The 23719-nt window shown below is 61.0% G+C and carries 24 protein-coding genes; 19 read left to right on the forward strand and 5 right to left on the reverse strand.

The features are described from left to right. Positions 1-115: 115 nt before the first annotated feature. The 4 genes from D3P04_RS08480 to D3P04_RS08495 are packed head-to-tail and all read right to left on the reverse strand — an operon-like array spanning position 116 to position 4157. Entirely contained in the window at positions 116-841 is a 726-nt protein-coding gene (locus tag D3P04_RS08480; RefSeq protein WP_119748194.1) for a rhomboid family intramembrane serine protease, read from the reverse strand. 7 nt (positions 842-848) lie between these two features. Then, positions 849-1481 (reverse strand): glycosyltransferase family 29 protein, encoded by a 633-nt coding sequence (locus D3P04_RS08485; RefSeq protein WP_119747840.1) that lies wholly within the window; start codon positions 1479-1481, stop codon positions 849-851. Then, complete coding sequence (locus D3P04_RS08490) at positions 1478-2515, reverse strand: glycosyltransferase family 4 protein (protein ID WP_119747841.1); 1038 nt, start codon at positions 2513-2515, stop codon at positions 1478-1480. The genes D3P04_RS08485 and D3P04_RS08490 overlap by 4 nt, the downstream gene beginning before the upstream one ends. A gap of 1 nt (position 2516) precedes the next feature. After that, positions 2517-4157, reverse strand: a complete 1641-nt coding sequence (locus tag D3P04_RS08495; RefSeq protein ID WP_232844933.1) for an MFS transporter — start codon at positions 4155-4157, stop codon at positions 2517-2519. Positions 4158-4522: 365 nt separating this feature from the next. On the opposite strand from D3P04_RS08495, the gene D3P04_RS08500 reads away from it, so the two are divergent. The 3 genes from D3P04_RS08500 (at position 4523) to D3P04_RS08510 (ending at position 7264) form a co-directional block, all read left to right on the forward strand. Next, the gene (locus tag D3P04_RS08500; RefSeq protein ID WP_119747845.1) at positions 4523-5311 is read left to right on the forward strand and encodes a L,D-transpeptidase; all 789 of its coding nucleotides are present in this window, start codon (positions 4523-4525) and stop codon (positions 5309-5311) included. A 126-nt stretch (positions 5312-5437) separates the two neighbouring features. Then, positions 5438-6307, forward strand: coding sequence for a hypothetical protein (locus D3P04_RS08505; protein ID WP_119747847.1), 870 nt, complete (start codon positions 5438-5440; stop codon positions 6305-6307). 30 nt (positions 6308-6337) lie between these two features. Continuing rightward, positions 6338-7264: a lytic transglycosylase domain-containing protein gene (locus tag D3P04_RS08510; RefSeq protein WP_119747849.1), complete on the forward strand. Its 927-nt coding sequence runs from the start codon at positions 6338-6340 to the stop codon at positions 7262-7264. A 162-nt stretch (positions 7265-7426) separates the two neighbouring features. Here the strand turns inward: D3P04_RS08510 and D3P04_RS08515 are convergent, their stop codons facing one another. Continuing rightward, a complete protein-coding gene (locus D3P04_RS08515; protein ID WP_119747851.1) occupies positions 7427-8506 on the reverse strand; it encodes an alpha/beta fold hydrolase in 1080 nt (359 codons plus the stop codon). 310 nt (positions 8507-8816) lie between these two features. On the opposite strand from D3P04_RS08515, the gene D3P04_RS08520 reads away from it, so the two are divergent. The 16 genes from D3P04_RS08520 to D3P04_RS08595 all read left to right on the forward strand — a co-directional run bounded on the left by D3P04_RS08520 (position 8817) and on the right by D3P04_RS08595 (position 23674). Beyond that, positions 8817-9734, forward strand: a complete 918-nt coding sequence (locus D3P04_RS08520; RefSeq protein ID WP_220475291.1) for a LysR family transcriptional regulator — start codon at positions 8817-8819, stop codon at positions 9732-9734. A 217-nt stretch (positions 9735-9951) separates the two neighbouring features. After that, the gene (locus tag D3P04_RS08525) at positions 9952-10932 is read left to right on the forward strand and encodes a TRAP transporter substrate-binding protein (RefSeq protein WP_182912783.1); all 981 of its coding nucleotides are present in this window, start codon (positions 9952-9954) and stop codon (positions 10930-10932) included. A gap of 5 nt (positions 10933-10937) precedes the next feature. Further along, positions 10938-11705 (forward strand): maleate cis-trans isomerase family protein, encoded by a 768-nt coding sequence (locus tag D3P04_RS08530; RefSeq protein ID WP_220475292.1) that lies wholly within the window; start codon positions 10938-10940, stop codon positions 11703-11705. Further along, on the forward strand, positions 11698-12189 hold the full coding sequence (locus D3P04_RS08535; RefSeq protein WP_182912784.1) for a TRAP transporter small permease: 492 nt from the start codon (positions 11698-11700) through the stop codon (positions 12187-12189). Before D3P04_RS08530 ends, D3P04_RS08535 begins: the two co-directional genes overlap by 8 nt. Continuing rightward, positions 12189-13469 (forward strand): TRAP transporter large permease, encoded by a 1281-nt coding sequence (locus D3P04_RS08540; RefSeq protein ID WP_119747859.1) that lies wholly within the window; start codon positions 12189-12191, stop codon positions 13467-13469. Before D3P04_RS08535 ends, D3P04_RS08540 begins: the two co-directional genes overlap by 1 nt. 306 nt (positions 13470-13775) lie before the next feature. Beyond that, complete coding sequence (locus D3P04_RS08545) at positions 13776-15026, forward strand: flavin-containing monooxygenase (protein WP_119748198.1); 1251 nt, start codon at positions 13776-13778, stop codon at positions 15024-15026. Positions 15027-15206: 180 nt separating this feature from the next. After that, entirely contained in the window at positions 15207-15653 is a 447-nt protein-coding gene (locus D3P04_RS08550; protein ID WP_182912785.1) for a type II 3-dehydroquinate dehydratase, read from the forward strand. Then, entirely contained in the window at positions 15650-16585 is a 936-nt protein-coding gene (locus D3P04_RS08555; protein ID WP_119747861.1) for a 2-hydroxyacid dehydrogenase, read from the forward strand. The genes D3P04_RS08550 and D3P04_RS08555 overlap by 4 nt, the downstream gene beginning before the upstream one ends. Before the next feature lie 309 nt (positions 16586-16894). Then, positions 16895-17920 (forward strand): ABC transporter substrate-binding protein, encoded by a 1026-nt coding sequence (locus D3P04_RS08560; protein ID WP_119747863.1) that lies wholly within the window; start codon positions 16895-16897, stop codon positions 17918-17920. Between the two features lie 58 nt (positions 17921-17978). Next, the gene (locus tag D3P04_RS08565) at positions 17979-18830 is read left to right on the forward strand and encodes an ABC transporter permease (protein ID WP_119747865.1); all 852 of its coding nucleotides are present in this window, start codon (positions 17979-17981) and stop codon (positions 18828-18830) included. Positions 18831-18832: 2 nt separating this feature from the next. Further along, positions 18833-19642 carry an ABC transporter permease gene (locus D3P04_RS08570; protein ID WP_119747867.1) on the forward strand — a complete coding sequence of 270 codons (810 nt, stop codon included), beginning with the start codon at positions 18833-18835 and terminating at the stop codon, positions 19640-19642. After that, the gene (locus tag D3P04_RS08575) at positions 19632-20756 is read left to right on the forward strand and encodes an ABC transporter ATP-binding protein (protein WP_119747869.1); all 1125 of its coding nucleotides are present in this window, start codon (positions 19632-19634) and stop codon (positions 20754-20756) included. The genes D3P04_RS08570 and D3P04_RS08575 overlap by 11 nt, the downstream gene beginning before the upstream one ends. Before the next feature lie 70 nt (positions 20757-20826). Next, entirely contained in the window at positions 20827-21825 is a 999-nt protein-coding gene (locus D3P04_RS08580; protein ID WP_119747871.1) for an NAD(P)H-quinone oxidoreductase, read from the forward strand. Then, a complete protein-coding gene (locus tag D3P04_RS08585; RefSeq protein WP_119747873.1) occupies positions 21822-22433 on the forward strand; it encodes a glutathione S-transferase in 612 nt (203 codons plus the stop codon). The genes D3P04_RS08580 and D3P04_RS08585 overlap by 4 nt, the downstream gene beginning before the upstream one ends. A 60-nt stretch (positions 22434-22493) precedes the next feature. Beyond that, positions 22494-22910 carry a RidA family protein gene (locus tag D3P04_RS08590; protein WP_119747875.1) on the forward strand — a complete coding sequence of 139 codons (417 nt, stop codon included), beginning with the start codon at positions 22494-22496 and terminating at the stop codon, positions 22908-22910. Between the two features lie 89 nt (positions 22911-22999). After that, positions 23000-23674 carry a DUF1028 domain-containing protein gene (locus D3P04_RS08595; protein WP_119747877.1) on the forward strand — a complete coding sequence of 225 codons (675 nt, stop codon included), beginning with the start codon at positions 23000-23002 and terminating at the stop codon, positions 23672-23674. Positions 23675-23719 lie beyond the last annotated feature (45 nt).

The following is a 23719-nucleotide window of genomic DNA, read 5'->3' on the forward strand; positions in this document are numbered from 1 at the left end:
CGGGACTGCACAATAAAGCGTGGACCACCGCCGTCATGCGCCCATCCGCGGCCGGGCACTGTGCGGCTCTGACGGGCTGCAAGGAGTATCTGGTTCATGTCAAACCCGACACGCTTTAACGCCGCACCTTCGGAATCCGGCTCGGCCCATAGACCGCATCGTCATGGGGCGGCTTGCCGTGGTTGCGGTTCCAGAAATCCGGTCCTCCACGCCGCAGGAAAACCGGGATCGTCAGGATCAGGCCGGCGATGAATCCTCCGGCATGGGCCCAATAGGCAACGCCCCCCTCGGCCCCCACCATGCTGAAGCCGCCAAAAATCTGAATGGCGAACCACAGGATCAGCATGGTCCATGCGGGCAACGTGAAGACCTTGAAGAACACCACGATGATCAACAGGATATCGATCCGCGCGCGCGGAAACAGCAGCAGGTAACCGCCCATCACACCCGCAATCGCCCCCGAGGCGCCGACCATCGGCACCGATGCCAGAGGGTCGGCGGCGATCTGCGCGAAAGCCGCCCCCAGCCCGCAGGCAAGATAGAAACACAGGAAGCCAAGCCTGCCCATCTGGTCTTCCAGATTGTCGCCGAAAATCCACAGGAACAGCATATTCCCTGCAATATGCATGATCCCGGCATGCAGGAACATATGAGTCAGCAATCCCCAGATCAGCTCGCCATGCGAAATGGCCACCGGATAAAGCGCAAGCCAGACCCACAGGGTCTGCCCCCCTTCGAAACCGGGCAGCGTCAGAAGATACATCGCTACATTCGCGGAGATCAGCCCATAGGTGACCACCGGCTTTCTGGTTGACGGATTATGGTCGCGGATCGGAAACAGCATCCGGCTATCCGCTCCTTTCCGACCTGGTCAGCATCAACCGCTCATCGCCTTGCGCCAGAGTGGCGACCCATGCGGCTTCGGCCCCGAAATCATGCGGCACCTGTTCGGCGGTCCGGCGGCCCGACAGACTTTGGCTGGCGAAGAAGTCGAAGCCGTACAGGGTGAGACGCGCAAGTTCCGAGCGCATCAGCAGGTCGATCAGCATCGCTCCGGTGCTGGGCGGCGCGGCCAGCCGGGTTTTCAGGGCCCGGTAATCCGGCAGGGGATGCAGGTAGAAACCGTCGCTGCTGGCGCTTTGCCAATCCAGCCGTTTCCGCTTATGCGACATCCACAGGATACGCCCCGGTGCGATCCGGGCGCGGTCCCGTTCGGACAGGCGGACGGCCAGCGCAAGCCAGTCGGTTCGGCTGCCATGACTGCGCGGCGAGGGCATGGGCGCGCGATTGATGCGCACCACCAGATCGGCGCTGTCGATCTGCGCGCCCTGCTCCCCTTCGCTCAGGGTCCGCGCATTGCCGACCAATGCCACCGATTTGCCTGCCAGCGCCCCAAGCAAATCCCCTTGCGACACGGAAAGAGACAGCAGCGCCGCCTCGTCCCGTAACAGCCGGGCGATATGGAAGCGCAGCGGGGTCATGGCCGCGCCAGCAATTCGCTATAGACCTGAACAAGCGCCCGCGCCTCGGTTTCGATCCCGTGATGCTGGACCGCATGGGCGCGCGCGGCTTGTCCTGCATTGGCCAATGCGGCAGGATCGTCCAGCCAATGCGCGACGGCCCGCTGCATCTCGGTACCGTCTTGCGGGGGGATCAGCGTTCCCGCCTGCGGCACGATCAGTTCTTCGAAGGCGCCAACACGCGTTGCCACGACCGGCACGCCGCAGGCCATCGCCTCCAGCGGAGTCAGCCCGAACCCTTCCCAGCGCTGCGGCGCGACATAAAGGTCAAGCGCGCCGTACCAATCCGCCATCTGGTCAACCGTCACCTCGGGCAGAAACCGGATGCGCCCGGTCAGGCCCGCCGCTTCCACCTGCCGTTTCAGATCGGCCAGATAGGTCTGATGCTTCTCGGTCGCGCGGCCCATGACAAGCGCTGTCGCATTCGGACGCGACGGCAAAAGCGCGATCATCGCCTGCACGAAATCGCCGGTGCCCTTCTGGGCGCGGATGCGGCCATAGCAACCGACCAGCAGATCCGCTTCGGGAAGCCCCAGCCGGGAGCGCAGCGCGGCCCGATCCGCAGGCGGCGCGAAACCATCCGTGTCGATGCCATGATGGATCACCTGCGCCGGATGCTCCAGATAGGCCGCCCCCTTGGCCGAGGTGGCGATCAGGGCATCCATCTGCGCGATCAGCCATTTGGTATAGCCGCTATGCCTGCGCTGCGAGGCCGAGGTGAACAGCAGCCGGTATCTGCGCCGCAAAATCCGGACCAGCAACAGCCCCAGCAGCATCTCGGTATTGCGTCTTGCATGCCAGACCCGCCAGCGGTCGCGCGGCATGAAAGCGGCCTTCAGCAACGGAATATGCGGCAGGCTCGCAGGCAGGCCGGGGCCGGTCGCGACGATGGGGATCATCCGCGCCTGCACCGGGATCAGACGAACCACCGTGGCCGTCACCCCGGACAGGCGCCGCTTGAGATTGGGGGCGACAACCAGCGGGTTCCGGGTCATCTCATGGCACCTCGAGCTTGCCGATCAGCGGAGCGTCATCCTCAAGACTGACCGAATGCCGCTCGATCATGCGATGCACGACCGGCTCGCCCTCCCCGCGATGCAGGGCGCGAAGCGCCGGCATCTTCTCGGCATCCGTTTTGGTTCGGCGCAGGTTATGACGGATATATTCGTCCCATGTGGCAAGATGATAGCTTTCCGTCCAGAACTCGGGATGTTCCAGATCGCGAAGCAGGGCCCAGTTCCGCGCCCCGTCGCGCCGGCGTATATTGCGGCGCTCCTGCATCAGGCGCAGGAATTCCGGCACATCCGTCTGCGCGATCTTGTAATCGATCATGATCATGATCGGCCCCGAGCGCCCCCGCAGATCCAGCCGCAGCGCCGGTTCCTGAAAGCGGTTGACGGGATCGAAATTCGCCTTGCCGAATTCGGGCGCACGGAACCACAGGCCGATCAGGGCGCCCGTCGACATCATGATGCCCGCCGCAGTCAGGGAGATGCCCAATCCTTCGGTGCCGGCAATTGCGCCCCAGATCCAGGATCCTGCGGCCATGCCGCCGAAAGTCGCCGTCTGATATAGCGCCAGCGCCCGCGCCACGACCCAGCGAGGCGTCGAAAGCTGGACGGTCACGTTGAACAGCGACAATGCCAGCACCCAGGACGCCCCGGCAGGCAGCATCGCCAATGCATGCAACCAGACGGATCCGGTCTGGCCCAGGATGGCCAGCGCCAGCGCAAAACCAAGGAAGGCACAGCGGGTCACGATCTCATTATTGTAGCGAGCCCTGATCCGCGGATTCATTATTGCCCCGACAATCGCGCCGACCCCGAAGCACCCCAGCAATCCGCCGAACAGCAGCGAACCGCCTTCGGGATGGCTTTTGGCGACCAGCGGCAACAGCGCCAGCACGGCGACACCGGAAAAGCCGAACAGCGCCGCCCTCAGAATGACCCGCAGCAGGTTGGGCGACAGCGCGACATAGCGCAGCCCCGCCCCCACCGCCGAAAAGAACGGCTCGCGGCTCATGGTGCGGGGGGCTGTGTTCGGTTTCCACCGCGCCAACGTGCCCAGCAGCGGAATATAGCTGACGGCATTGACGGTGAAAGCCGCCGCCGCACCAAGTGACGCGACGATAAGCCCGCCCGCCGCCGGCCCGATGCTGCGCATCAGGTTGAAGCCGACCGAATTCAGAGTCACTGCGGCCGGCAAATCCTCGCGCGGGACCAGATCACCCATACTGGCCTGCCAGGGCGGATTATACAGTGCCTGCCCCGACCCGATCAGAAAGGTAAAACCAAGAAGCACCCAGGGGGTCAGTGCATCCTGCCACGCCACGATTGCCAGAACGAGCGAGGATAACAGCATCAGGCCCTGCGCGACCAGAAGCAGCAGCTTGCGGTCGAACATATCCGCCAGGGCGCCCGAGATCAGTGCCAGCAGCATGATGGGCAAGGTGTTCGAGGCCTGCACCAATGCGATCAGCGTCGCGCTTTCGGTCAGTTGCGTCATCAGCCATGCCGCACCCACCGCCTGCACCAGCCCGCCGAAATTCGACGCGAGCGTCGCCGCCCAAAGAACACGGAAATCACGATGCCGGAATGGCGAAAATGCCGAAGGCTGGGAATTGGCTTTATCTGTCACGTCAAATTTCATTACCGATTTCGCATCAGCTTAGCATGCGCAGCCGGAAGGGCAATCGGGGCATCGGAACAGGCGCCGCATGGCCCGGGCAGTTGTGGAAATAACGGGAGTGTGAGCTATTTACGTCTTAAAATTGTTTAAAACTTCAATAAAACAACTATAAGGAGATCAAACTAGGTTAGATTAGCCACAATCCTTAACCAAATATTAGCATAGCCCTGTCGCGGGGTTGACTGCCCAAGCGCGTGACAGGCTGATGGAGGCATCTCGAGTCTTGCAAGGTTCTGCTGCCATGCCGGATTCGCAACCCTCTATGTTTCGGATGCCCTCCACGGGCATCTGCTGCCGAATAAGGATAATTAAAGATGCGCTTCGCTTACCTGTTTGCTGTTGCGGCTCTGGGCCTTGCGGCCTGTACGCCCGCTCAACGCGCGACAATCAATCTCGATGCCGGGCATGTTCCGGCCGAATATCAAGCCCGGACCGATACCGGACCGAACGGCGAGCCGATCGACATCCCCGCTGTTCGCGCCGCCTATCTGAATGATCGCAACAAGCGTCAGCGTGTTCCCTTCAACGGCCCTGAAAGCGAGGGCAGCATCGTCGTCGATCCCTATGCGCGCGTGCTTTACCACGTTCTCGGGAATGGCGAGGCGATGCGCTATGGCGTAGCCGTCGGCCGGGCCGGCAAGGGCTTTGCCGGCAATGCCGAAGTCGCATTGAAGAAAAGATGGCCAAGCTGGACCCCGACCCAGAACATGATCAACACCGAGCCCGATCTTTACGCCCAGTTCGCCGGCGGCCTGCCAGGCGGCGTGGACAACCCGCTGGGTTCCCGCGCGCTTTACCTGTATCGCGGCGGGCGAGACACCTATTACCGGATTCACGGTACCATGGATCCGTCCTCGATCGGCAAGGCGACCTCTGCCGGATGTATCCGCCTATTCAACCAGGACATCATGGATCTGTTCGATCAGGTCAAGCCGGGCGCCCGTGTCACGGTTCGCAGCCAGGCAGACAGCCTCCGCTACGAAGGACCGCTGATCGAGACTCCCGAGGGTTATGTCATTCCTGAACGGGAACAGGCATTGGCAACGGGGGAAGTGCCGGCCGGTCTTCCATCGCCGGTTGAAAGTGCAGTGCCGGCTCGCTGACAGCGGTAGATATTATATGTGTTTTTAGGCCCCGGTTTACCGATCGGGGCCAATTCAATTGCAAATTGACGCAGACTACCGCAATCTGCGCGCCACAATTCAATCTGATATCCTCAGGGGACCATAATGCCGAATTTTCAGAAACTCGAACAGGACATTCTACCTGCGAAAGAGAAGACGCTGGCCGCAGCCAGCCGGAAACCGGCCATCACCGATCTGACCAACGAGAAATTGCTGAAACTCATTGTCGATCTGGACAAGGCGCTGAAATCCGCAGGTGATCCCGGACAGGGTGACAATGTGACAAGGGCCGACATCCTGGGCGCCGCGCTTCGCCGCACGCATAACGAACGCCGCCGCCGTGGCATAAAGGCCGACAGCGAGGCTACAGCCACAACCAGCCCCGCCAGCAAGGCCAGCTCCACCACCAAGACCGCGGCAACCCGTACTGCGCCCGCCTCGAAATCCGCAGGCCCGGCGCGCAAGCCTGCAACACGCAAGCCCGCAGCACGCAAACCGGCAAAGGCCCGTTCGTCGGATCAGCGGACCGCATCGCGCCGCGTCGCCAAGCGTCCTGCGAAACCGGCAGCGGCGGCAAAGCCCGCGTCCGCAGCAAAACCCGCCTCTCCAGCCACGGCCGCATCAACGGCGAAACCCGCCCCCGCGACCAAGCCCAAACCGACTGCCTCGGTCGCGCCCGCCGCACCGGCAACCGTCGTCAAGTCGGCTCCGCCCGCCGCAGCCCGACCTGAAACGGATCCCGACAAAGAAGCCCGCAGAGCCGCAAGAAAAGCCGCCAAGCAGGCAGCGAAACAGCTTGAGAAAGAAGCCAGAAAAGCGGCAAAAAAAGCCCAGAGAGAGGCAGAGAAGGCCGCAAGACAGGCTGAGAAAGCCGCCCTCAAGGCCGAGAAAGCCGCAGAACGGGCCGCAAAGAAGGAAGCGAACAAGGCCGCACGCAAGAAAGCCAAGGCCAAGGAAAAGAAGAAGGACGACTGATACCGATCCCGCCAAGCTCATTTTCCGTACATGCGCCATTTCATCGGGCTTTTAGCAATTTTCCTTATCCTGTCCAGCGCTGCCTCGGCGCGCCCGGCAGTGGATGCGATAATCGGTCTTCCTCCACCACCGCATGCCAGCGAAGATCAACGCTGCTCGGATGACGGGCGCGACTGTGTCCGGCTGAAACGTTACGCCAGCGATGTCTGCCTGCTGATCGAGAGAAACGCGGCCGAGCATAAGCTTGATCCGAATTTTCTGGCGCGGCTTCTGTGGAAGGAAAGCCGGTTCGAACCCGGCGCGGTCAGCCCGGCAGGTGCGCTGGGTATCGCCCAGTTCATGCCGGGCACCGCCGATCTTTACGATCTCGACGATCCGTTCAACCCCGCCAAGGCCATTGGCAAGGCGGCGTGGTATCTTGCCTATCTGCGCGACTATTTCGGCAATATCGGCCTTGCCGCCATCGCCTATAACGGCGGCGAAAACCGGGCAGCGCGCTTCGTCGGCGGACAAATTTCGACGCTTCCCTATGAAACGCTGGATTATGTCGAGGCGATCACCGGCTACAGCGCCCTTCGCTGGCGCGACAACCCTCCGGCCGATGGCGATCTGAAACTGGAACTGACCCCGGGCATGCCCTTCATCGCGGCCTGCGAAAAAATGGCGGGCGATCGCAAACTGCGCGAATTCATCACGCAGCCCCCGGTTTCTCCATGGGGCGTGATCATCGCCAGCCATCCAAGCCGGTCGGGCGCAATGCAGCAGGTCACCCGCCTGAATCGCAGCCTTCATCCAATTCTCGGCGGCAAGCGCGTCGGCTATGTCCGCAAGAAACTCAGGGGCTTGCCGCGCACCGTCTACACCGCTCAGGTCGGTTATGACAGCAGGCGCGAGGCGGCGACCTTCTGCCTGAAATTCAAGCAGCTCGGTGGCCGTTGTATCGTGCTCAAGAATTAGTGGTGGAGGTTGTCGCCAGAGCGTGTCGTGTTACGTCGGAAATGCCGGTTGCTTGCGTCCCGCGATGGCCGGGGGCGCTGCCCCCTGGACCCCCGAGGTATTTGGACAAAGAAGAAGCAGAGGAGGAGGAAAGGAAGCGAAGCCGGGCTGGCGCGCCGGGCTCTAATCCGTCCCCTGAGTCTGCCAGGCACATATTCCCAAGAATTCACCCTCATCCACGTCCTTGTTGGGGATGAGTCTGCTTGCCCCCTCGCGGCAGGTGACCGTGTAGTCATCATATCCCGCCATATCGGCAAGGATCTGGTCCCAGTGCCGATATTGTACGGTATGGCCCTCGCCTGGATAGACAACGGCTTTCACGACATTGGAGAACGCGGATTGCCACTGCCGCATCTCTTCGACAGGCACCGCCTCATCGGCTTCACCGTAATAAAGGTAGACAGGCGCCTGAATTTTCGTTGTGTCGGCCACTGCATCCTGACCGCAAACCAGCATGGATTCATGCGTCAGTGCAGCCGGATCGCCCAATTGCCCGCCAACATAGAAAGAGCGCGTTCCGTCGGCATAGGCTTTCGTCTGCCAGCCCGGAATGACCAGCACCGGTGATCCGGGCACGCCCCACCAGTCCTTGGGGTTATGGGTATAGGCGGCAAGGCTTTCGTTCCAATCTTCCGCGCTGCGCGAACAATCCGGCTCTGTCCGGGTCGGAAGGGTTCGGGACACCGCGGCGCCCGCATGGATCGAAATGACCCGGTCCGGGACGGCTTCCGCAAGATGCGCCGCATAGGCCCCGCCGCCTGAAATCGCCATGATCGCAAATTTGTCGATGCCGAGATGATCCAGCACAGTCAGCACCTCGTCTGCGTAATCCGTATATCCCAGGCTTGGGTCGAATTCGGATTCCCCGAAACCGTTCCGCTCGACAGAGATGATCCGAAGCCCGAGTTCCTCCCGCATGGTGCGGGCGAACTCGGTCAGCTGGAATGCCTCGAGACTGGTACCCTGCCCTCCGATGAACACGACAGGCCGATCTTGCTCGTTTCCCTCATCGATATAGAAGGAGACCCGCCCATCCTTTGACAGCGAATGCACTTCCGCCCCGATATGGTCGAATTCATCCTGAAGCCGGAACGCTTCAGGATCGCGTGGCGGCAGATCCGCTGCCACGATGTCGTCGGATATCGCCGGGGTTGCGCCTCCGATGCCATAGGCGGCAATCGCGGCGAGATGCAGTCTCTTCATCTGGGATACCTCCGTAAGGAAATCCGCATAGCCGACAACAGACCTGCCGGCGCGGAAGAATTGCCGAAAATGTGCAAGCCTCCTGCAGTTTAAACAGGGTGGCCGGCAGCAGCAGGCAAAAAGCGCAGAAAAATAGACAGAATACGCAAACTCATGCTGTTCTGGCTTTCGTAGGATCTTGCAAGAAGATCATGCCTGCGGGTGACGGAGCGACAAGGGGCCATCGGCCGGAAAATACTTGGTTTGCGGCCCCACCTGCTTCATGCTTGCGGCACGAATATCTGCAATTCCCTGCAACGCGGAAGTGATCATGCATCTGCAACTTTCCTTTCGGACACTCCGCTACATCGTGGAAACGGCGGATTGCGAAAGCGTGACCGAAGCTGCACGAAGACTGAACGTCACCCAGCCCTCGGTTTCATCCGCCGTGGCACAGGCTGAAAAGGAACTTGGCGTTCAGATTTTCATACGCCACCATGCGCGCGGAATGACCCTTTCCGTCGCGGGGAAACAGCTGGTCGACGAAGCCCGGCTGCTGCTGGCGCAGGCAACCGAATTCGCACGCCTGACGCAGTCCCTTGGCGACCCGCTTAGCGGCGAGATCGTCGTCGGCAGCTTTCCGACCCTTGCGATGCGCTACATGCCGCAGATCATCGGCGGGTTCGCCAAACTGTTTCCCAATATCAGCGTCCGACTGATCGAAGGCGATCAAAACGAGATCCTGTCGGCACTTGCCAGTGGCCGGATGGAGGTCGCGCTGGCCTATGATTTTGCACTGCCGCCCGAGATTCACGGGCACGAGCTGGCTGCCTTGCCGCCCTTTGCCCTGCTGGCCCCGGATCACCGGCTTGCAGGCGAAAAGGCCGTGCGGCTGGCGGATCTGGCAGATGATCCTTTCATCCTGCTGGATCTGCCCCATTCACGCGATTACTTCAGTAGTCTGTTCGCGGCCTGCGGTTTGCGGCCGAATATCGCTTTCCGCACCCGCTCGCCCGAACTTGTACGGGGGCTGGTGGGCAATGGCAGGGGATTTTCCCTGCATAATGTGCTGCCGCTTGGCCCGGTTGCTTATGATGGCAGCCGCATTGCGATGCTGCCTGTCCATGATGATCTGCCGCCTGCGCGCGCGATGCTGTTGCATCTGGCCCGTCAGGATCTGCGTCCGGCGGTCCGGGCGTTTTCGGACCATTTGCGCAACGCATTTGCCGCCGGTGCATTCGCTGCGTAGCCAATGGCTTTTTCCTGCATAGATTCGACCCGCCCCAACATTGAATAGCGTCAATTTATGCGCCGCATAGGCAGTCGTTTTCTCGATGGCCAAACTTCTTAAACTGCTGCGATTAAAGGCAGTTTTTTTGGCATTTGCTGCGATTTTGCAGCCAGTTTTCTGTTGCGGAAAAGGTATCGCGCATCCGATCATCATGAAAACACAACAGGAGGTTCGGATGAAAAGACTTGCCAGGAATACGCTGGTTTCGGCAATTGCGATGCTCATGATCGGAACGGGCGCCACGGCTGAAACGAAGATGCGGCTTGCGGTCGAAACCACCAGTGGCGATCCGACGCATGTCATGCTTTCGACCTTCCGCGACGCGCTGGCGGAAAGTGCGGGCGATGAGGTGTCGTTCGTGTTCAACGATGGCGGCTCTCTGGGCGACGAACACGCCCTGAGCGAGTTGATCCGCGCGGGCGCCGTCGATGTCATCCCGATGGGAACAGACGGCGTTGCGGCGCTTGATAATCATTATGCGATTTTCGACACGCCATTTCTGTTTGCCAGCAAGGAACAGGCGCGCAGCGCGCTGGATGGTGAATTCGGCGAGGCCATGGCCTCATCGCTGCGCGAAAAGGCCAATCTGGAGGTCCTGGCTTTTGGCGAGTTGGGCGTACGCGTCATCAGCAATTCCAAGCGCGAGATCAGCACTCCCGCCGATTTGTCGGGCCTGAAACTGCGCACCCCCAGCAGCCCCACGCGGATGATGGCGTTCCAGACTTTGGGTGCCGCGCCCACGAATCTGCCTCTGGGCGAGGTCTATATGGGCCTGAAGCAGGGCGTCATCGACGGGCAGGAAAATCCCCTGTCGGTCATCAAGGAATTCTCATTGCATGAAGCGCAGCCTTATATCTCGCTGACGAACCACATCTACACGCCGATCACGCTGGTCATGAATGGCGCTGCCTATGACGCGCTGGACGATGAGATGAAAGCCAGCGTCAAAAGCGCCGCCGAAGCCGGGGTCGCCGCAACCCGCACCTTGTCGGACGAAAGCGACGCATTGCTGGTCAAGGAATTCCGTGATGCGGGCATAACCGTCACCGAACCCGACATCCCCGCCTTCCAGAAAGCCGCAGAGCCCGTGCGCGCCAAAATCGCCGAGGTCGTCTCGGTCGAATTCATGGACGCGATCGAGGGCATGATCCAATGAATCATATGCAGAAAACCTACCCGCAATTCATGCCCGACGGCTCGGGCGATCTGGCACGGATCGGCCTGATCTACATCGCATCTTCCGTCGTTATGGAGGAAGAGATGTGGGCCATGTCGGCGCGGGGCGTTTCCACCCATACCGCGCGCATCCGTCTGCCCAAGGTCACCGTCGAGGGGATCGAAGAGATGATGAACGCGCCCGAACTTGAAACCGCGGCGCGTCATGCCGCCGCGCCGCCCATCGACGTTTTGTGCTTTGGCGGCACAAGCGCTTCGTTCCTGCATGGAACCGCCTACGACAAGGCGTTGATCCAGAAGATCGAAGGCTGGGTTCCGGGGCCTAAGGTCACTACCGCCTCGACCGCAACACTGGCCGCGCTTCGGCAGGTCGGCGCCGGCAAGGTGGCACTCGCGACCCCCTATGTCAGCACGATCCACGAACGCGCCATCCGTTTTCTGTCGGAAAACGGTCATGAGGTGGTAAAAAGCGCGCATCTCGACATCACCGACGACCATGCGCTGGCCGAAGTTCCGCTGGAAAAGGTTTATGATCACGTTCTGTCGGTCGATCATCCCGATGCAACGGCGATTTTCGTCTCCTGCACGAATTTCCGTACTGTCGGCGCGATTGCGGCGCTGGAAGAACGGCTGGGCAAACCCGTGGTCTCTGCCATTCAGGCGTCGTTCTGGCACTGCCTGGATCTGGCGGGCGTGAAAGGGGCAAAGCCCGGATATGGAAGCCTGTTCAAGGGGTACGAAGAAGATGTCTGACAGTGTTACTGCCGATCGCCCGCGCGGCGCGGTGCGGCGCCATGCCTTGGCAATTGTCGAGACCGCCGCCATTCTTCTGCTGGTCATCCTCGTGACGCTTGTTCTGTGCAATTCGATCGGGCGATACCTGTTCTCGCGCTCGCTGCCCTGGACCGAGGAGATCGTGACAGCCCTGCTGATGTGGCTTGGCGGACTGGGCATTACGGTGGCCGCGCTGCGCAACGGGCTGATATCCTGCGCGATCTGGACGTCGCGGCTTGGCGTCGCTGCACAGAATCGCCTTCGGATAGCGCAAAATCTGTTCGGCATCGCGACGATGGCCGGGCTTGCATGGTTTGCCTGGCAATATCTGGGAATCTTCGGAGGCGATATCACTCCGCTGATCGGAATGCCCAAGGCCGTGCCGATCAGCGGCATCATCGGCTGCGCGGCGGGGATGTCGCTCGCCTTCGTCATCGACCTGATCGCACCGGAGGATCTGTAATGCTGGGCCTTGCTGCTATAACACTCGGTGTTCTGTGCGTTCTGGTGCTGCTTGGGCTGCCGGTGGTGATATCGCTGGTCGCGTCGGTCCTGATGTTTCTGGCATTCTCGGGCGGATGGGCGCTTGCCCTGCCCCAGCAGGTGCTGGCGGGCGTCGGGGATTACCTGCTGATTACTTTGCCCCTGTTCATTCTGGCCGGGGGTATCATGAACACCACCGGCATCGCGGACAAGCTGTTCGATTTCGGCGCGGCTCTCGTGGGATGGATGCGGGGCGGCCTGGCGCATGTCAATGTCGCTTCCAGCGTCATGTTCGGCGGCATGATTGGCACATCGGTCGCCGACCTCGCGGGAACCGGGTCGGTGATGATCCCGAAAATGAAGTCCAGCGGCTATCCCGGCCCCTTCGCGGCTGCGGTCACGGCGACCTCTTCCGGGATCGGGGTGCTGATCCCGCCAAGCTCACCGATGATCCTGTATTCGGTGGTGACCGGCACATCCCTGGGGGCGCTGTTTCTTGCCGGAGTCGTTCCCGGAATATTGATGGCCGGGGTGTTGATGATCACCATTTCGGTCCTTGCCCGCAAAAGCGGCTGGCAACCGATGAATTCGTTCGAATGGTCGCGGGTCACGCATACAGGTATTCATGCGATCCTGCCGCTTGGTATGCCGGTCATGATCCTCAGCGGGCTCATCTTCGGCATCTTCACCGCGACCGAAGCCGGAGCCTTTGCCGTGGCCTATGCCCTGGCGCTTGCGGGACTGGTTTACCGCACCCTGACACTGACGAAGCTGCGTCAGGCATTGGTGGATTCGGCCATCCTGACGGGTGAGGTTCTGATGGTCGTGGGTTTCTCTACCGCGCTTGGCTGGGCCTTGTCGCAGGCGGGCGTGCCATCGGCACTTGCTCTTGGGGTCGACGGCTTGTTCCCGTTCGAAAGCGTGACGATGCGCATCTTTGTCTTGCTGCTGCTGGCCCTGATCGCCGGCATGGTGCTTGACCCTCTGATTCCCATGATCATGCCGGTGCTGCTGCCGGCGCTTTTGGCGATGGATGTGGATCTGGTGCATTTCGGCGTATTGATGGTGATGACCGTCGTGATCGGACAGGTTACGCCGCCGGTCGCCATCGCGCTGCTTGTCGCGGCCAAGATCGGCAAGGACGATGTCTGGGCAGTAACCCGCGCGAACATGCCGTTTCTTTACGCACTGGTCATCGCGCTGGTGATCCTGACATTGTTCCCGGCCCTGTCGACGACCCTGCCTGCACTGATGAACTAGACTGCGGGCAGGTGCCGGAACGGCATCCGCGCGGGCAGGAATATCCGCGCGGCGATCCGGAAGACCGGAAGAAAGGCATCCGCACCGCAAAGCAGCGGTGTCATGATGCATATTTTCCGATCATCGCAGCTTGAGGCGGGTTTTTCCTGCCTTCTACCACGGAATTTACTTCTTTTCTCTGCGGGACACTTCGCGCAGTTCTGAATTGGACAACGGTTCCGCCAGCCATTCTGCGCCCTCGCGGCGCGCGCGATACGGACATTCCAAATCGCTTTGCCAAGATGACCCAAATCCAAGGAAATGAATATGACAGCCGAAAAAACTGATACGCTGGTTGTTGGCGCAGGTCAGGCCGGAATCGCCATGAGCGAGCATCTGACCGATATGGGTATTCCTCATCTGGTTCTTGAACGGAACCGCGTCGCCGAACGCTGGCGGTCCGAGCGGTGGGATTCCCTGGTCGCCAACGGCCCCGCGTGGCACGATCGTTTTCCCGGTCTTGAATTCGACGATATTCCCCCCGACACCTTCCCCCCGAAAGAGCGGATGGTCCGCTATTTCGAAGATTACGCGACGATGATCGATGCCCCCATCCGCACGAATGTCGAGGTCAGACGCGTCCGGCGCTGCGAAGGGCGTCCGGGCTTTCTGGTGACCACATCTCAGGGCGATATCGAGGCGCAGCGGGTCGTCGTCGCCACCGGTCCGTTCCAGCTTCCGTCATTCCCGCAGATCGTCCCACAGAATTCCGGCATCACCCAGATCCACTCATCCGCGTACAAAAACCCGGATGAACTGCCCGAGGGACCGGTGCTGGTCGTCGGCGGAGGCGCATCGGGCTCCCAGATCGCCGAGGAATTGCAGCGTGCCGGCCGCAAGGTCTTTCTGTCCATCGGAGAGCATTATCGCCCTCCGCGCTCCTATCGCCAGCGCGACTATGTCTGGTGGCTTGGTGTTCTGGGCAAATGGGACGAGATCACGATCCAGGCCAAGAAGAAGCATGTCGCCTTTGCCGTCAGCGGCTATGACGGCGGCAAGACCATCGATTTCCGTCGTCTGGGCAATGCCGGCATCACCCTGCTTGGCATGACCACGGGCTACGAGGATGGCGTATTGAAGATCGCCGGTGATCTGGTCGAGAACATTGCCGAAGGGGATCGCGCCTATCTGGACGTGCTGCGCGAGGCCGACGCATATGTCGAACGCAACGGAATCGACCTGCCGCCGGAACCCGAGGCGTGGATCATCCAGCCCGATCCGCCCAGCGTGAAAAATCCGATTCATGAACTGGATCTGAAACAGACCGGCATCATGACGATCATCTGGGCAACAGGCTTCAAATTCGATTTCAACTGGCTCGAGGTCGACGCGTTCCATCCCAACGGCATGCCATTCCACAAGCGCGGCATCTCGGCCGAGCAAGGAGTTTACTTCCTCGGCCTGCCAGAATTGACGAACCGGGCATCATCCTTCATTTACGGATGCTGGTATGATGCCAAATACATCGCGACCCATATCGGGATTCAAAGAAACTACGTTTCCTACAGGAAAGCATAGCCTGCCGTGCCCGGTATTGCGGCAAGCCATCACGCAACGAGGTTTCATTCACGGCGCAGGGCTTGCCGCCGGCCGGGCGCGCCAATGAATGCACAGCGCAGGAAACGGTGACATCGCGCGTTTGGATCCGTGCAATTGCCCGCTACCCGCGCCGTGCCGCCCAGCAACAAGGATCACATCATGCAGAACGTCATGTTCCTCAACGGCCCCAATGCCAATCTTTACGGGCTTGACCCCAAAGGCACATACGGGACCGACAGCTTTCCCCAGATCGAGGCCGCCTGCATGGCCCGCGCCGCCGAACTTGGCTTCACGCTGGATTTCCGCCAGTCGAACCATGAAGGCGTGCTGATCGACTGGATTCAAGAGGCGCGGCAAAGCTGTGACGGGCTGCTGATCAACGCCGCCGGTCTGACCTATACGTCAATCGCCATTCTGGACGCGCTGCTGGCATTCGACGGGCCGATCATCGAATGCCACATGAGCAATATCTGGAAACGGGAAGCGTTTCGCAGCCACTCGTTCATCTCGAAGGCGGCAACCGGGGTCATCGCGGGTCTGGGCGTGCAGGGCTATCTGCTGGGCCTGACTGCGATAGGCACGCTGATCGCCGAGCCTGCGGCATGACGGACACATTGGTTTTCTATAGTGGCCCGGATCCCTTCGAGCCATGGCGGGATGCGCTTGCCCCGCATCTGGGCAGCGATGTGCGGATCGAAGAGGCTGATGCCGTCACCGATCCCGAAACCGTCCGCTTTGCCCTTGTGTGGATGCCGCCCGAGGGGTTCTTTGCGCGCTTTCCCAACCTTCAACTGGTGATCAATCTGGGCGCGGGTGTCGATCGGCTGGTCGCGCGGAACGATCTGCCCGACGTGCCCATCACCCGATTGTCGGATCCCGAGATGGGCCGGATGATGGCCGGCTATGTGCTGTTTTCCGTGCTGCGTCACGCCCGCGACATCCCGCATTTCGAGGCGGCGCAGGCCCGGCGCGAATGGGCCTACAAGCATCCCCGCGCAGCTTCCGAAATCACCGTCGCCATCCTTGGTCTGGGCGAACTCGGCGCGCTCGCCGCCACCGAGATCGCCCGTCAGGGATTCGATACCCACGGATGGGCAACCCGTCCCAAGGATCTGCCCGGGGTCACCGTGCATTGCGGCGACGATGCGCTGGACGATGTGCTGGCGCAGGCCGATATCGTGGTCTGCATGCTGCCGCTGACGCCGGATACCTGCAAGCGGCTGGATGAAAACTGCTTCGGCAGGATGAAACCGGGGGCGGCTTTCGTAAATGTCTCGCGCGGGGAGGTCGTCGATCAGGATGCGCTGGTGATTGCACTGCGCGATGGGCGGCTGTCGGGGGCGACACTCGACGTCTTCGAAACCGAGCCTCTGGCCCCGGATCATCCGCTGTGGTCACTTCCGGGTGTTCTGATCACGCCGCATCTTGCCTCGGTCGCGCTGCCGAACAGCGCAGCGCCCCAGATCGCCGCCAATATCCGGGCAACCCAAACCGGCCGAGCATTGGCGAACGAGGTTTCGCGATTGCGCGGTTATTAGGCAATGCGCCGTTCGCCCAAGCATTCATACAGATCTGCATCGCAGATCCTCGCAGTTTTTAACCTTCATGGTCAGTTAGTTAATATGAAAATCCCGTAAAACCTTCGCATTGGGTAGGTATTTACAAATATGACCAAGCGGTTTCGTCCGGGCAATCTTCCAATATGCGAAAACCATACGGGCGGACGAAATCAAGATGACGCGGGTCACGGAATCATGCTGCGACAGCCAGTTCCGGGATGCGGTCCGATCTCGAAGCGGCGCGAATAAACAGAATGCCGCACCACACCAACAGATGGGAACATATTGATGAAACCTCTTCTTATGACTGCCATGGCGCTAAGCCTGCTGGCCCCTGCCGCCTCTGCCGAAACCCTTGTCGTCAGCAGCTGGGGCGGAAGCTTCCGGGACCTGATCGACGAGGCCATTGCCACGAAATTCACCGAGGAAACCGGTGTCGAGGTGGAATTCATCACCGGCGGCACCATCGACCGGCTGAATCAGGCGAATCTCAGCCGCGGCGCCCCGGAAAGCGACGTGACCTTCACCACTTCGCATATCGGCTGGCTCTATCGCAATCAGGGGCTGTTCGAGGAACTGGACATGTCCAAGATTCCGAACGCCGAGAACCTGGTTGAGCAAGCCAGGATCAGCCCCTCGCATATCGGCGCATGGGCCTATGTCTACACGATCGGCTATCTACCCGATCTGGTCCCCGAAGGCATCAGCTTCGACAGCTGGAACGACCTGTGGTCACCCGAACTCGAGGGGATGCTCGCCGCGCCGGATTTCGATCCTTCGCATATCATCGCGGTCGCGGCCAAGCTGGAAGGCGTCGATATCGAGAATTGGATGGACGCGTCGGACAAGCTTCTGGCACTGAAGCCGAATTTCAACGCCTTTTACACCAATGACGCCAACTCCCAGCAATTGCTGTCTACCGGCGAGACCCCGGTGCAGATCGTGCTGTCGATGAACGCCTATCACATGCAGTCAGAGGGGCTGGATGTGCAGCTTGCGATTCCCGAAGAGGGTGCCGTGCTGGGTATCGACACCATGGGCATAAATGCGGGTACCGAAAAGCAGGATCTGGCCTATCAATTCATCAACGCCGCCCTTGATCCCGAAGTGCAGGCAAAGATCGCCGAAATCAAAAAGGGCAGCCCGGTCGTGTCGAATGCCGAACTGCCGCCCGAGCTGGCAGAGCTTCCCGGCATCTTCACCACGCCCGAGCAATGGGAAAACCAGACCCTCATCATTCCCGATGAGCTGCGCGCCGAGAAAACCGCCGAATGGCGTCAATGGTTCTCGGAAAACATGATCGCCGACAACTGAGACCATACCGCCTTGGCGATTGCGCTGCCGGGGCAAAACACAAGAGCATATCTTCCTGATGTCGAAGCGTCCTTTTCTTGGCTGGTTTGCCTCTCCGTCGATCCTGATCGCATTCGGGATCGCAGCCTCTTTCCTTGCCATCGTGCAATTCAGCCTGCGCGCGCATGTTCCGGGCGCGCTTGATCCCGGCGGTTTCACGCTGGACAACTTCACGACGCTTTGGAAAACCGTCTACGGCAAGGCCTTCGTGACCACGGTATTGCTGTGCTGGTGGACCGCCCTCTTTACCCTGCTGATCGGCTATCCGCTGGCCTATGCCATGGTTCGCGCCAAATCCGCACGGCTTCGCAGCGCGATCCTGCTGATCTCGCTGACGCCGCTGTTTCTGGGTGAAATCGTCCGCACCTATTCGTGGATGATCGTGCTTGGAAACCGCGGGTTTCTAAATGCGACACTGATGCAGCTTGGCGTGATCGACCGTCCGCTGGACCTTATGTTCACCATGACCGGGGTCGTCATCGCGCTGGTGCATTTCACCCTGCCGATCGTGGTCGTGATGCTGGCCGCCGCGCTGTCGCATATCGACCGCAATCTGGAACGGGCCGCGACCTCGCTTGGCGCCGGGCGGATCCGGTGTTTTCTGACCGTGACGCTGCCATTGTCGATCCCCGGTATCGTCGCCGCCACGTCGACCGCCTTCGCCTGGACATTTTCGGCCTTCGCCACACCCCAGATGATCGGTGGCGGCAAGGTGCAGACGATCTCGACACTGGTCTATCAGGTCGGCTTCGCCTCGTTCAACTTCCCGCTGGCGGCATCGCTGTCACTGGTGGGGCTGCTGTTCACCATCGCTGTGCTTGCCCTGTTCAACACGGGCATCCGCAAGCTCGAACGGATCGGAGCGCATTGATCATGAAGAAATCCGCCCTTGATCACCTGCTGGACTGGAGCGGCCGGATCCTGCTCGCCGCAATACTCGGGTTCGTTCTGCTGCCTTTCGTAGTTGTCGCAATCGCATCGTTCAACGACGGCGCGATCCTGTCCTTTCCGCCCAAATCATGGTCGTTCCGCTGGTATGCGAATGCATTCGAATATCGCGATTTCGGCTCGGGATTGGTCAACTCGCTCAGGATCGCCGCAATTGGGGCAAGCATTGCCCTGATCGCCGGGGCCGGTTTTGCCTATGTATTCAACCGGTATGACTTCATGTTCAAGAGGCTTCTGAACACGGTGCTGATGTCGCCGCTGATCATTCCCAATTTCACCATCGGTCTTGGCCTGCTGATCCTGTCGGCGGCGGTGCAACTGCCAAGATCGATCTGGCTGGTGATCGCGGTGCATGTCGTCATCGTGCTGCCTTTCGTGGTGCGGTCGGTCTATGTGTCGCTGAAGAATTTCGAGCGCCGTTACGAACAGGCCGCGGAAAGTCTTGGCGGCACGCCCCTGCATGTGCTGCTGACGATCACGCTGCCCCTGCTGCTGCCGGGACTGATTTCGGGGGCCTTGTTCGCCGCGATCCTGTCGTTCAACGAATTCACCGCATCGCTATACGTCGTCAACCAACGCACCCAGACATTGCCGGTCGCCATGTACAACTATGTTCGCGAATATGCCGATCCCACGCTCGCCGCGCTATCCGTCATCTATGTGGCGGCGGTCGCCGCGATGCTGCTGCTCGTCCACAAATTCTTCCGTCTCGAAAAGGTTCTGAATGTTGACTGAGATCTCCGCAATAGCGCCGCAAGACACAAGGGACGACGTCGCGGTCCAGATCGACGGCGTCAGCAAGTCCTTCTCTGGAACCGTCGCGCTCGAACCGATCCGGCTTAAGGTTCGCCGAGGTGAATTTCTGACTCTGCTTGGGCCGTCGGGCTGTGGCAAGACCACTTTGCTCAATCTGATCGCAGGCTTTCTCGAGGCGGATGAGGGTGAGTTATTCATCGATCGCGATCTGGTCACTCAGGTGCCGCCGCATCAGCGCAAAATTGGCATCGTGTTCCAGAATTACGCGTTGTTCCCGCATATGAGCGTGGCGCAGAACGTCGCCTATGGGCTGCGGACGCGGCGGGTGCCCAAGGCCGAAACCGCCGAACGGGTCCGCGAGGTGCTTGCATTGGTGAAGCTTGAAGATTTCGCCGATCGCCGGCCGCGCCAGTTGTCCGGCGGCCAACAACAGCGTGTCGCGCTGGCGCGTGCGCTGGTGGTCCGGCCTCGTGTGCTGCTGCTGGACGAGCCGTTCTCGGCGCTGGACCGCAATCTGCGATCCGCGATGCAGGTCGAGCTCAGGGAAATCCAGTCGCGGCTTGGTCTGACGACGGTCTTCGTGACGCATGACCAAAGCGAGGCGCTCAGCATGTCCGACCGCATTGCGGTGATGTCGCGCGGTCGCATTCGTCAGATCGGCACCCCGTCCCAGATCTATGACCGCCCGGAAAATCATTTCGTTTCGACCTTCGTGGGCGATGCGAACCTGTTCGCGGCGACATTGCTGGAAAAAACGGATGCAACCGCCAGCCTGGACATAGGCAAGACCCGCCTGTCCCTGACCACCTTTCAGGAAGAGCTGCCGGAACCCGGCCCGGTGACACTGTTCGTGCGCCCCGAACAATGCAGCCTGACCGGTCTCGACCAGCCGGGAGCCATTGCGGCAACCGTCGCGCTTTCGGTCTATCAGGGCAGCTATGCAGAACTGCATCTTGACTGTTCCGTCGCAGAAAACGGACGTGTGATGCTGCGTGTTCCCGCAAGCGAGGCGATGGAACCGGGGACCAACGTTGGCATCGCCCTGCCGGAACGCGGCCCCGCGATCTATACGACCACAGAAAGAGAGACCTGATGTCTTACGCTTCATCCGTCCTTCCGTCCCATTCCCGAATGACCGTCAACGCGCGGGGCGGGAGCCGCTCATGAGCAAGATGATGAAGGCCGTGATCGCAGAATCCACCGGCGGCCCCGAGGTTCTGAAGCTGATCGAACGCCCGGTCACCGCCCCCGGCCCCGGCGAAGTGCTGATCCGCATTGCCGCCGCCGGAGTGAACCGCCCGGATATCATGCAACGCTCGGGCGCCCTGCCCGCTCCGCCGGACGTGTCGGACATCCTGGGGTTGGAGGCGGCGGGCGAGATCGTGGCGCTGGGCGAAGGCGTCGATGCGGGTCTGACGGGCACTCGGGTCATGGCGCTTTTGAAGGCGGGCGGCTATGCGGAATATGCCGTCGCCTGCGCCGATCACTGCCTGTCTGTTCCCGATGGCATCAGCCTGCAAGAAGCCGCGGCCCTGCCCGAAGGATTGTTCACGATCTGGCACAATCTTTTCGACCGTGGCCGGCTTCAGCCCGGCGACCGGCTTTTGATTCAGGGCGGCTCCAGCGGTATCGGCACGTTAGCCCTGCAACTGGCGCTTGCATGGGGCGCAGAGGTCATCGTCACGGCCGGAGGGCCGGATAAATGCGCCCGGCTTGAAGCGATGGGCGTTCACACGATCGACTATCGCACCGCCGATCTTGTTACCGAGGTTCTGCGGCTGACCGGTGATCGCGGCGTCGATGTGGTGCTTGATATTCTTGGCGGCGAGATGGTCAGCAAGCATCTTGCCTGCATGGCGCCGGGCGGCCGGCATATCGGCCTGTCATTCATGTCGGGCATGATCGCGCCGGTCGATCTGGGATTGCTCATGCGCAAGGGGCTGTGGCTCAGCTCATCGACCCTGCGCCCCAAAAGCGACGATGAAAAAGCCGGAATCGCCAATGACGTTCGCGCGCATCTGCTGCCTCTGATCGGCCCCGGCAAGGTGCAGCCGGTCATGGCGCAGGCTTTCCCGCTGGCTCGCGCCGCAGATGCCCACGCCCTGCTGGAAAGCGGAGGAAATATCGGGAAAATCGTCCTGACCACGGAGAAGACGCAATGAAACTATCGCTATATTGGGGCTCTGCCTCGCCTTTCGTTCGCAAGGTGATGGTCGTTGCTCATGAGCTGGGTATCGAAGACCGGATCGAGCGGCGGGACAGCGCAGCCCATCCCGTCGATCGCGACACGCGCATTCAGGAGTTCAACCCTCTGGCCAAAGTGCCCGCCGCATGTACCGAGGATGGCACCGTGCTTTATGACAGCCGGGTCATCTGCGAATATCTCGACGCGACGGCGGGGGGCGGGCTGTTTCCGGCCGCAGGTCCGGCGCGCTGGACGGCGCTGCGGCGGCAGGCGCTGGCGGATGGGCTGCTGGATGCCGCGCTGCTGATCCGTTACGAAACCACGATCCGTCCCCAGCCGCAGCAATGGCCGCTATGGATCGAAAAGCAGCGCCAGAAGGTCGATGACGCGCTTGACGCCATGACCGCAGACCTGCCGGAGGACGGTTGTCACGATATCGGCGCCATCGCCTGTGCCTGCGCGCTTGGCTGGCTGGATTTCCGGTTTCCCGATTACGGCTGGCGCGAAACCCGGCCCGCGCTGGACGCATGGCACAGCGCATTCGAGACCCGCCCCGCGATGACCGCGACACGGCCAAGCGCCTGAAGACCAGCGGTCATCCCATCTTTCCGTACATCCCGCCCAACGTAATGAAAGACAACGCACATGGCGCATATTCGTCACCGCAAATTCAATACCAAAGATACCTATCCCGAACAGAATCTTGACAATGATCTGGCGCAGGCCGTCGTCACCAAGGGCGGCACCATGATCTTTCTGCGCGGCCAATGCCCGCAGGATCTGGACACCGCCGTGAACATCGCAAGCTCGGATCCCGCCGAGCAGACCCACTTGGTCATGCGCAATATCCGCCAACTGGTCGAGGAATGCGGCGGCAGGATGGAACATATCACCAAGCTGGTGGTATATCTGACCGATGTGCGCCACCGCGAGACGGTTTACCGCACCATGGGCGAATATATCAAAGGCGTCTTTCCGGTCTGCACCGGCCTGACCGTGGTGGCTTTGGCACGGCCCGAATGGCTGGTCGAGATCGACGCCACCGCCGTCATCCCCGACTGATCCGAAACCGGCGCGCCGGTACCGGCGCTCTGACTGCTTTACATGCACACCAGTTGAAAAAGGGGCGCGATCGCCCCCGGGAGTTTTACATGACCTTTTCGATTATCGGGCACTGCACAGACACGGGAATGTTCGGCGTGGCGATCTCGTCCTCATCGCCTGCGGTCGCTGCGCGCTGTTCCTTCGCCCGCGCGGGTGTCGGCGCGGTCGCCACCCAGAACGTCACCGATCCACGGCTTGGTCCGCATGCGCTGGACCTGATGGAACGAGGAGCCAGCGCCGCCGAGGCACTGGCGATCCTTGAACGCAGCGGGGCGCATATGGCGTTCAGGCAGGTGCTTGCGGTCGGTCGCTCGGGTGAAAGCGCGATCTATTCCGGCACGCAGGTTCTGGGCATGTGGTCCGAGGCCGAGGGCCGCGATACCGCAGCCGCAGGCAACCTGCTGGCCGATGCCGGCATCCCCGAGGTGATGGTGCAGCATTTCGTGAACACCAAAGGCCATCTTGGCGAACGGCTTGTGGGCGCATTGCGGGCCGGGCTGGATGCGGGCGGCGAATCCGGTCCGGTGCATTCCGCGGGCCTGCTGCTGGTCGACAAGCAAAGCTGGCCGCTGGCCGAACTGCGCATCGACTGGACTGAGGATTGCCCGATCACGGCATTGGAACAGGCCTGGGCTGTCTATCAGCCGCAGATGGACGATTATGTCACCCGTGCGCTCGATCCGCGCAATGCACCTTCATATGGCGTTCCCGGGGACGAATAGATAATCTTGGCGGGCTTTCCGTGTCGGGATAAAGGAGGATAGAGG

Origin of the sequence: Paracoccus onubensis (genome assembly GCF_003591515.1) — a bacterium.
Classification (GTDB): Bacteria; Pseudomonadota; Alphaproteobacteria; order Rhodobacterales; family Rhodobacteraceae; genus Paracoccus; species Paracoccus onubensis.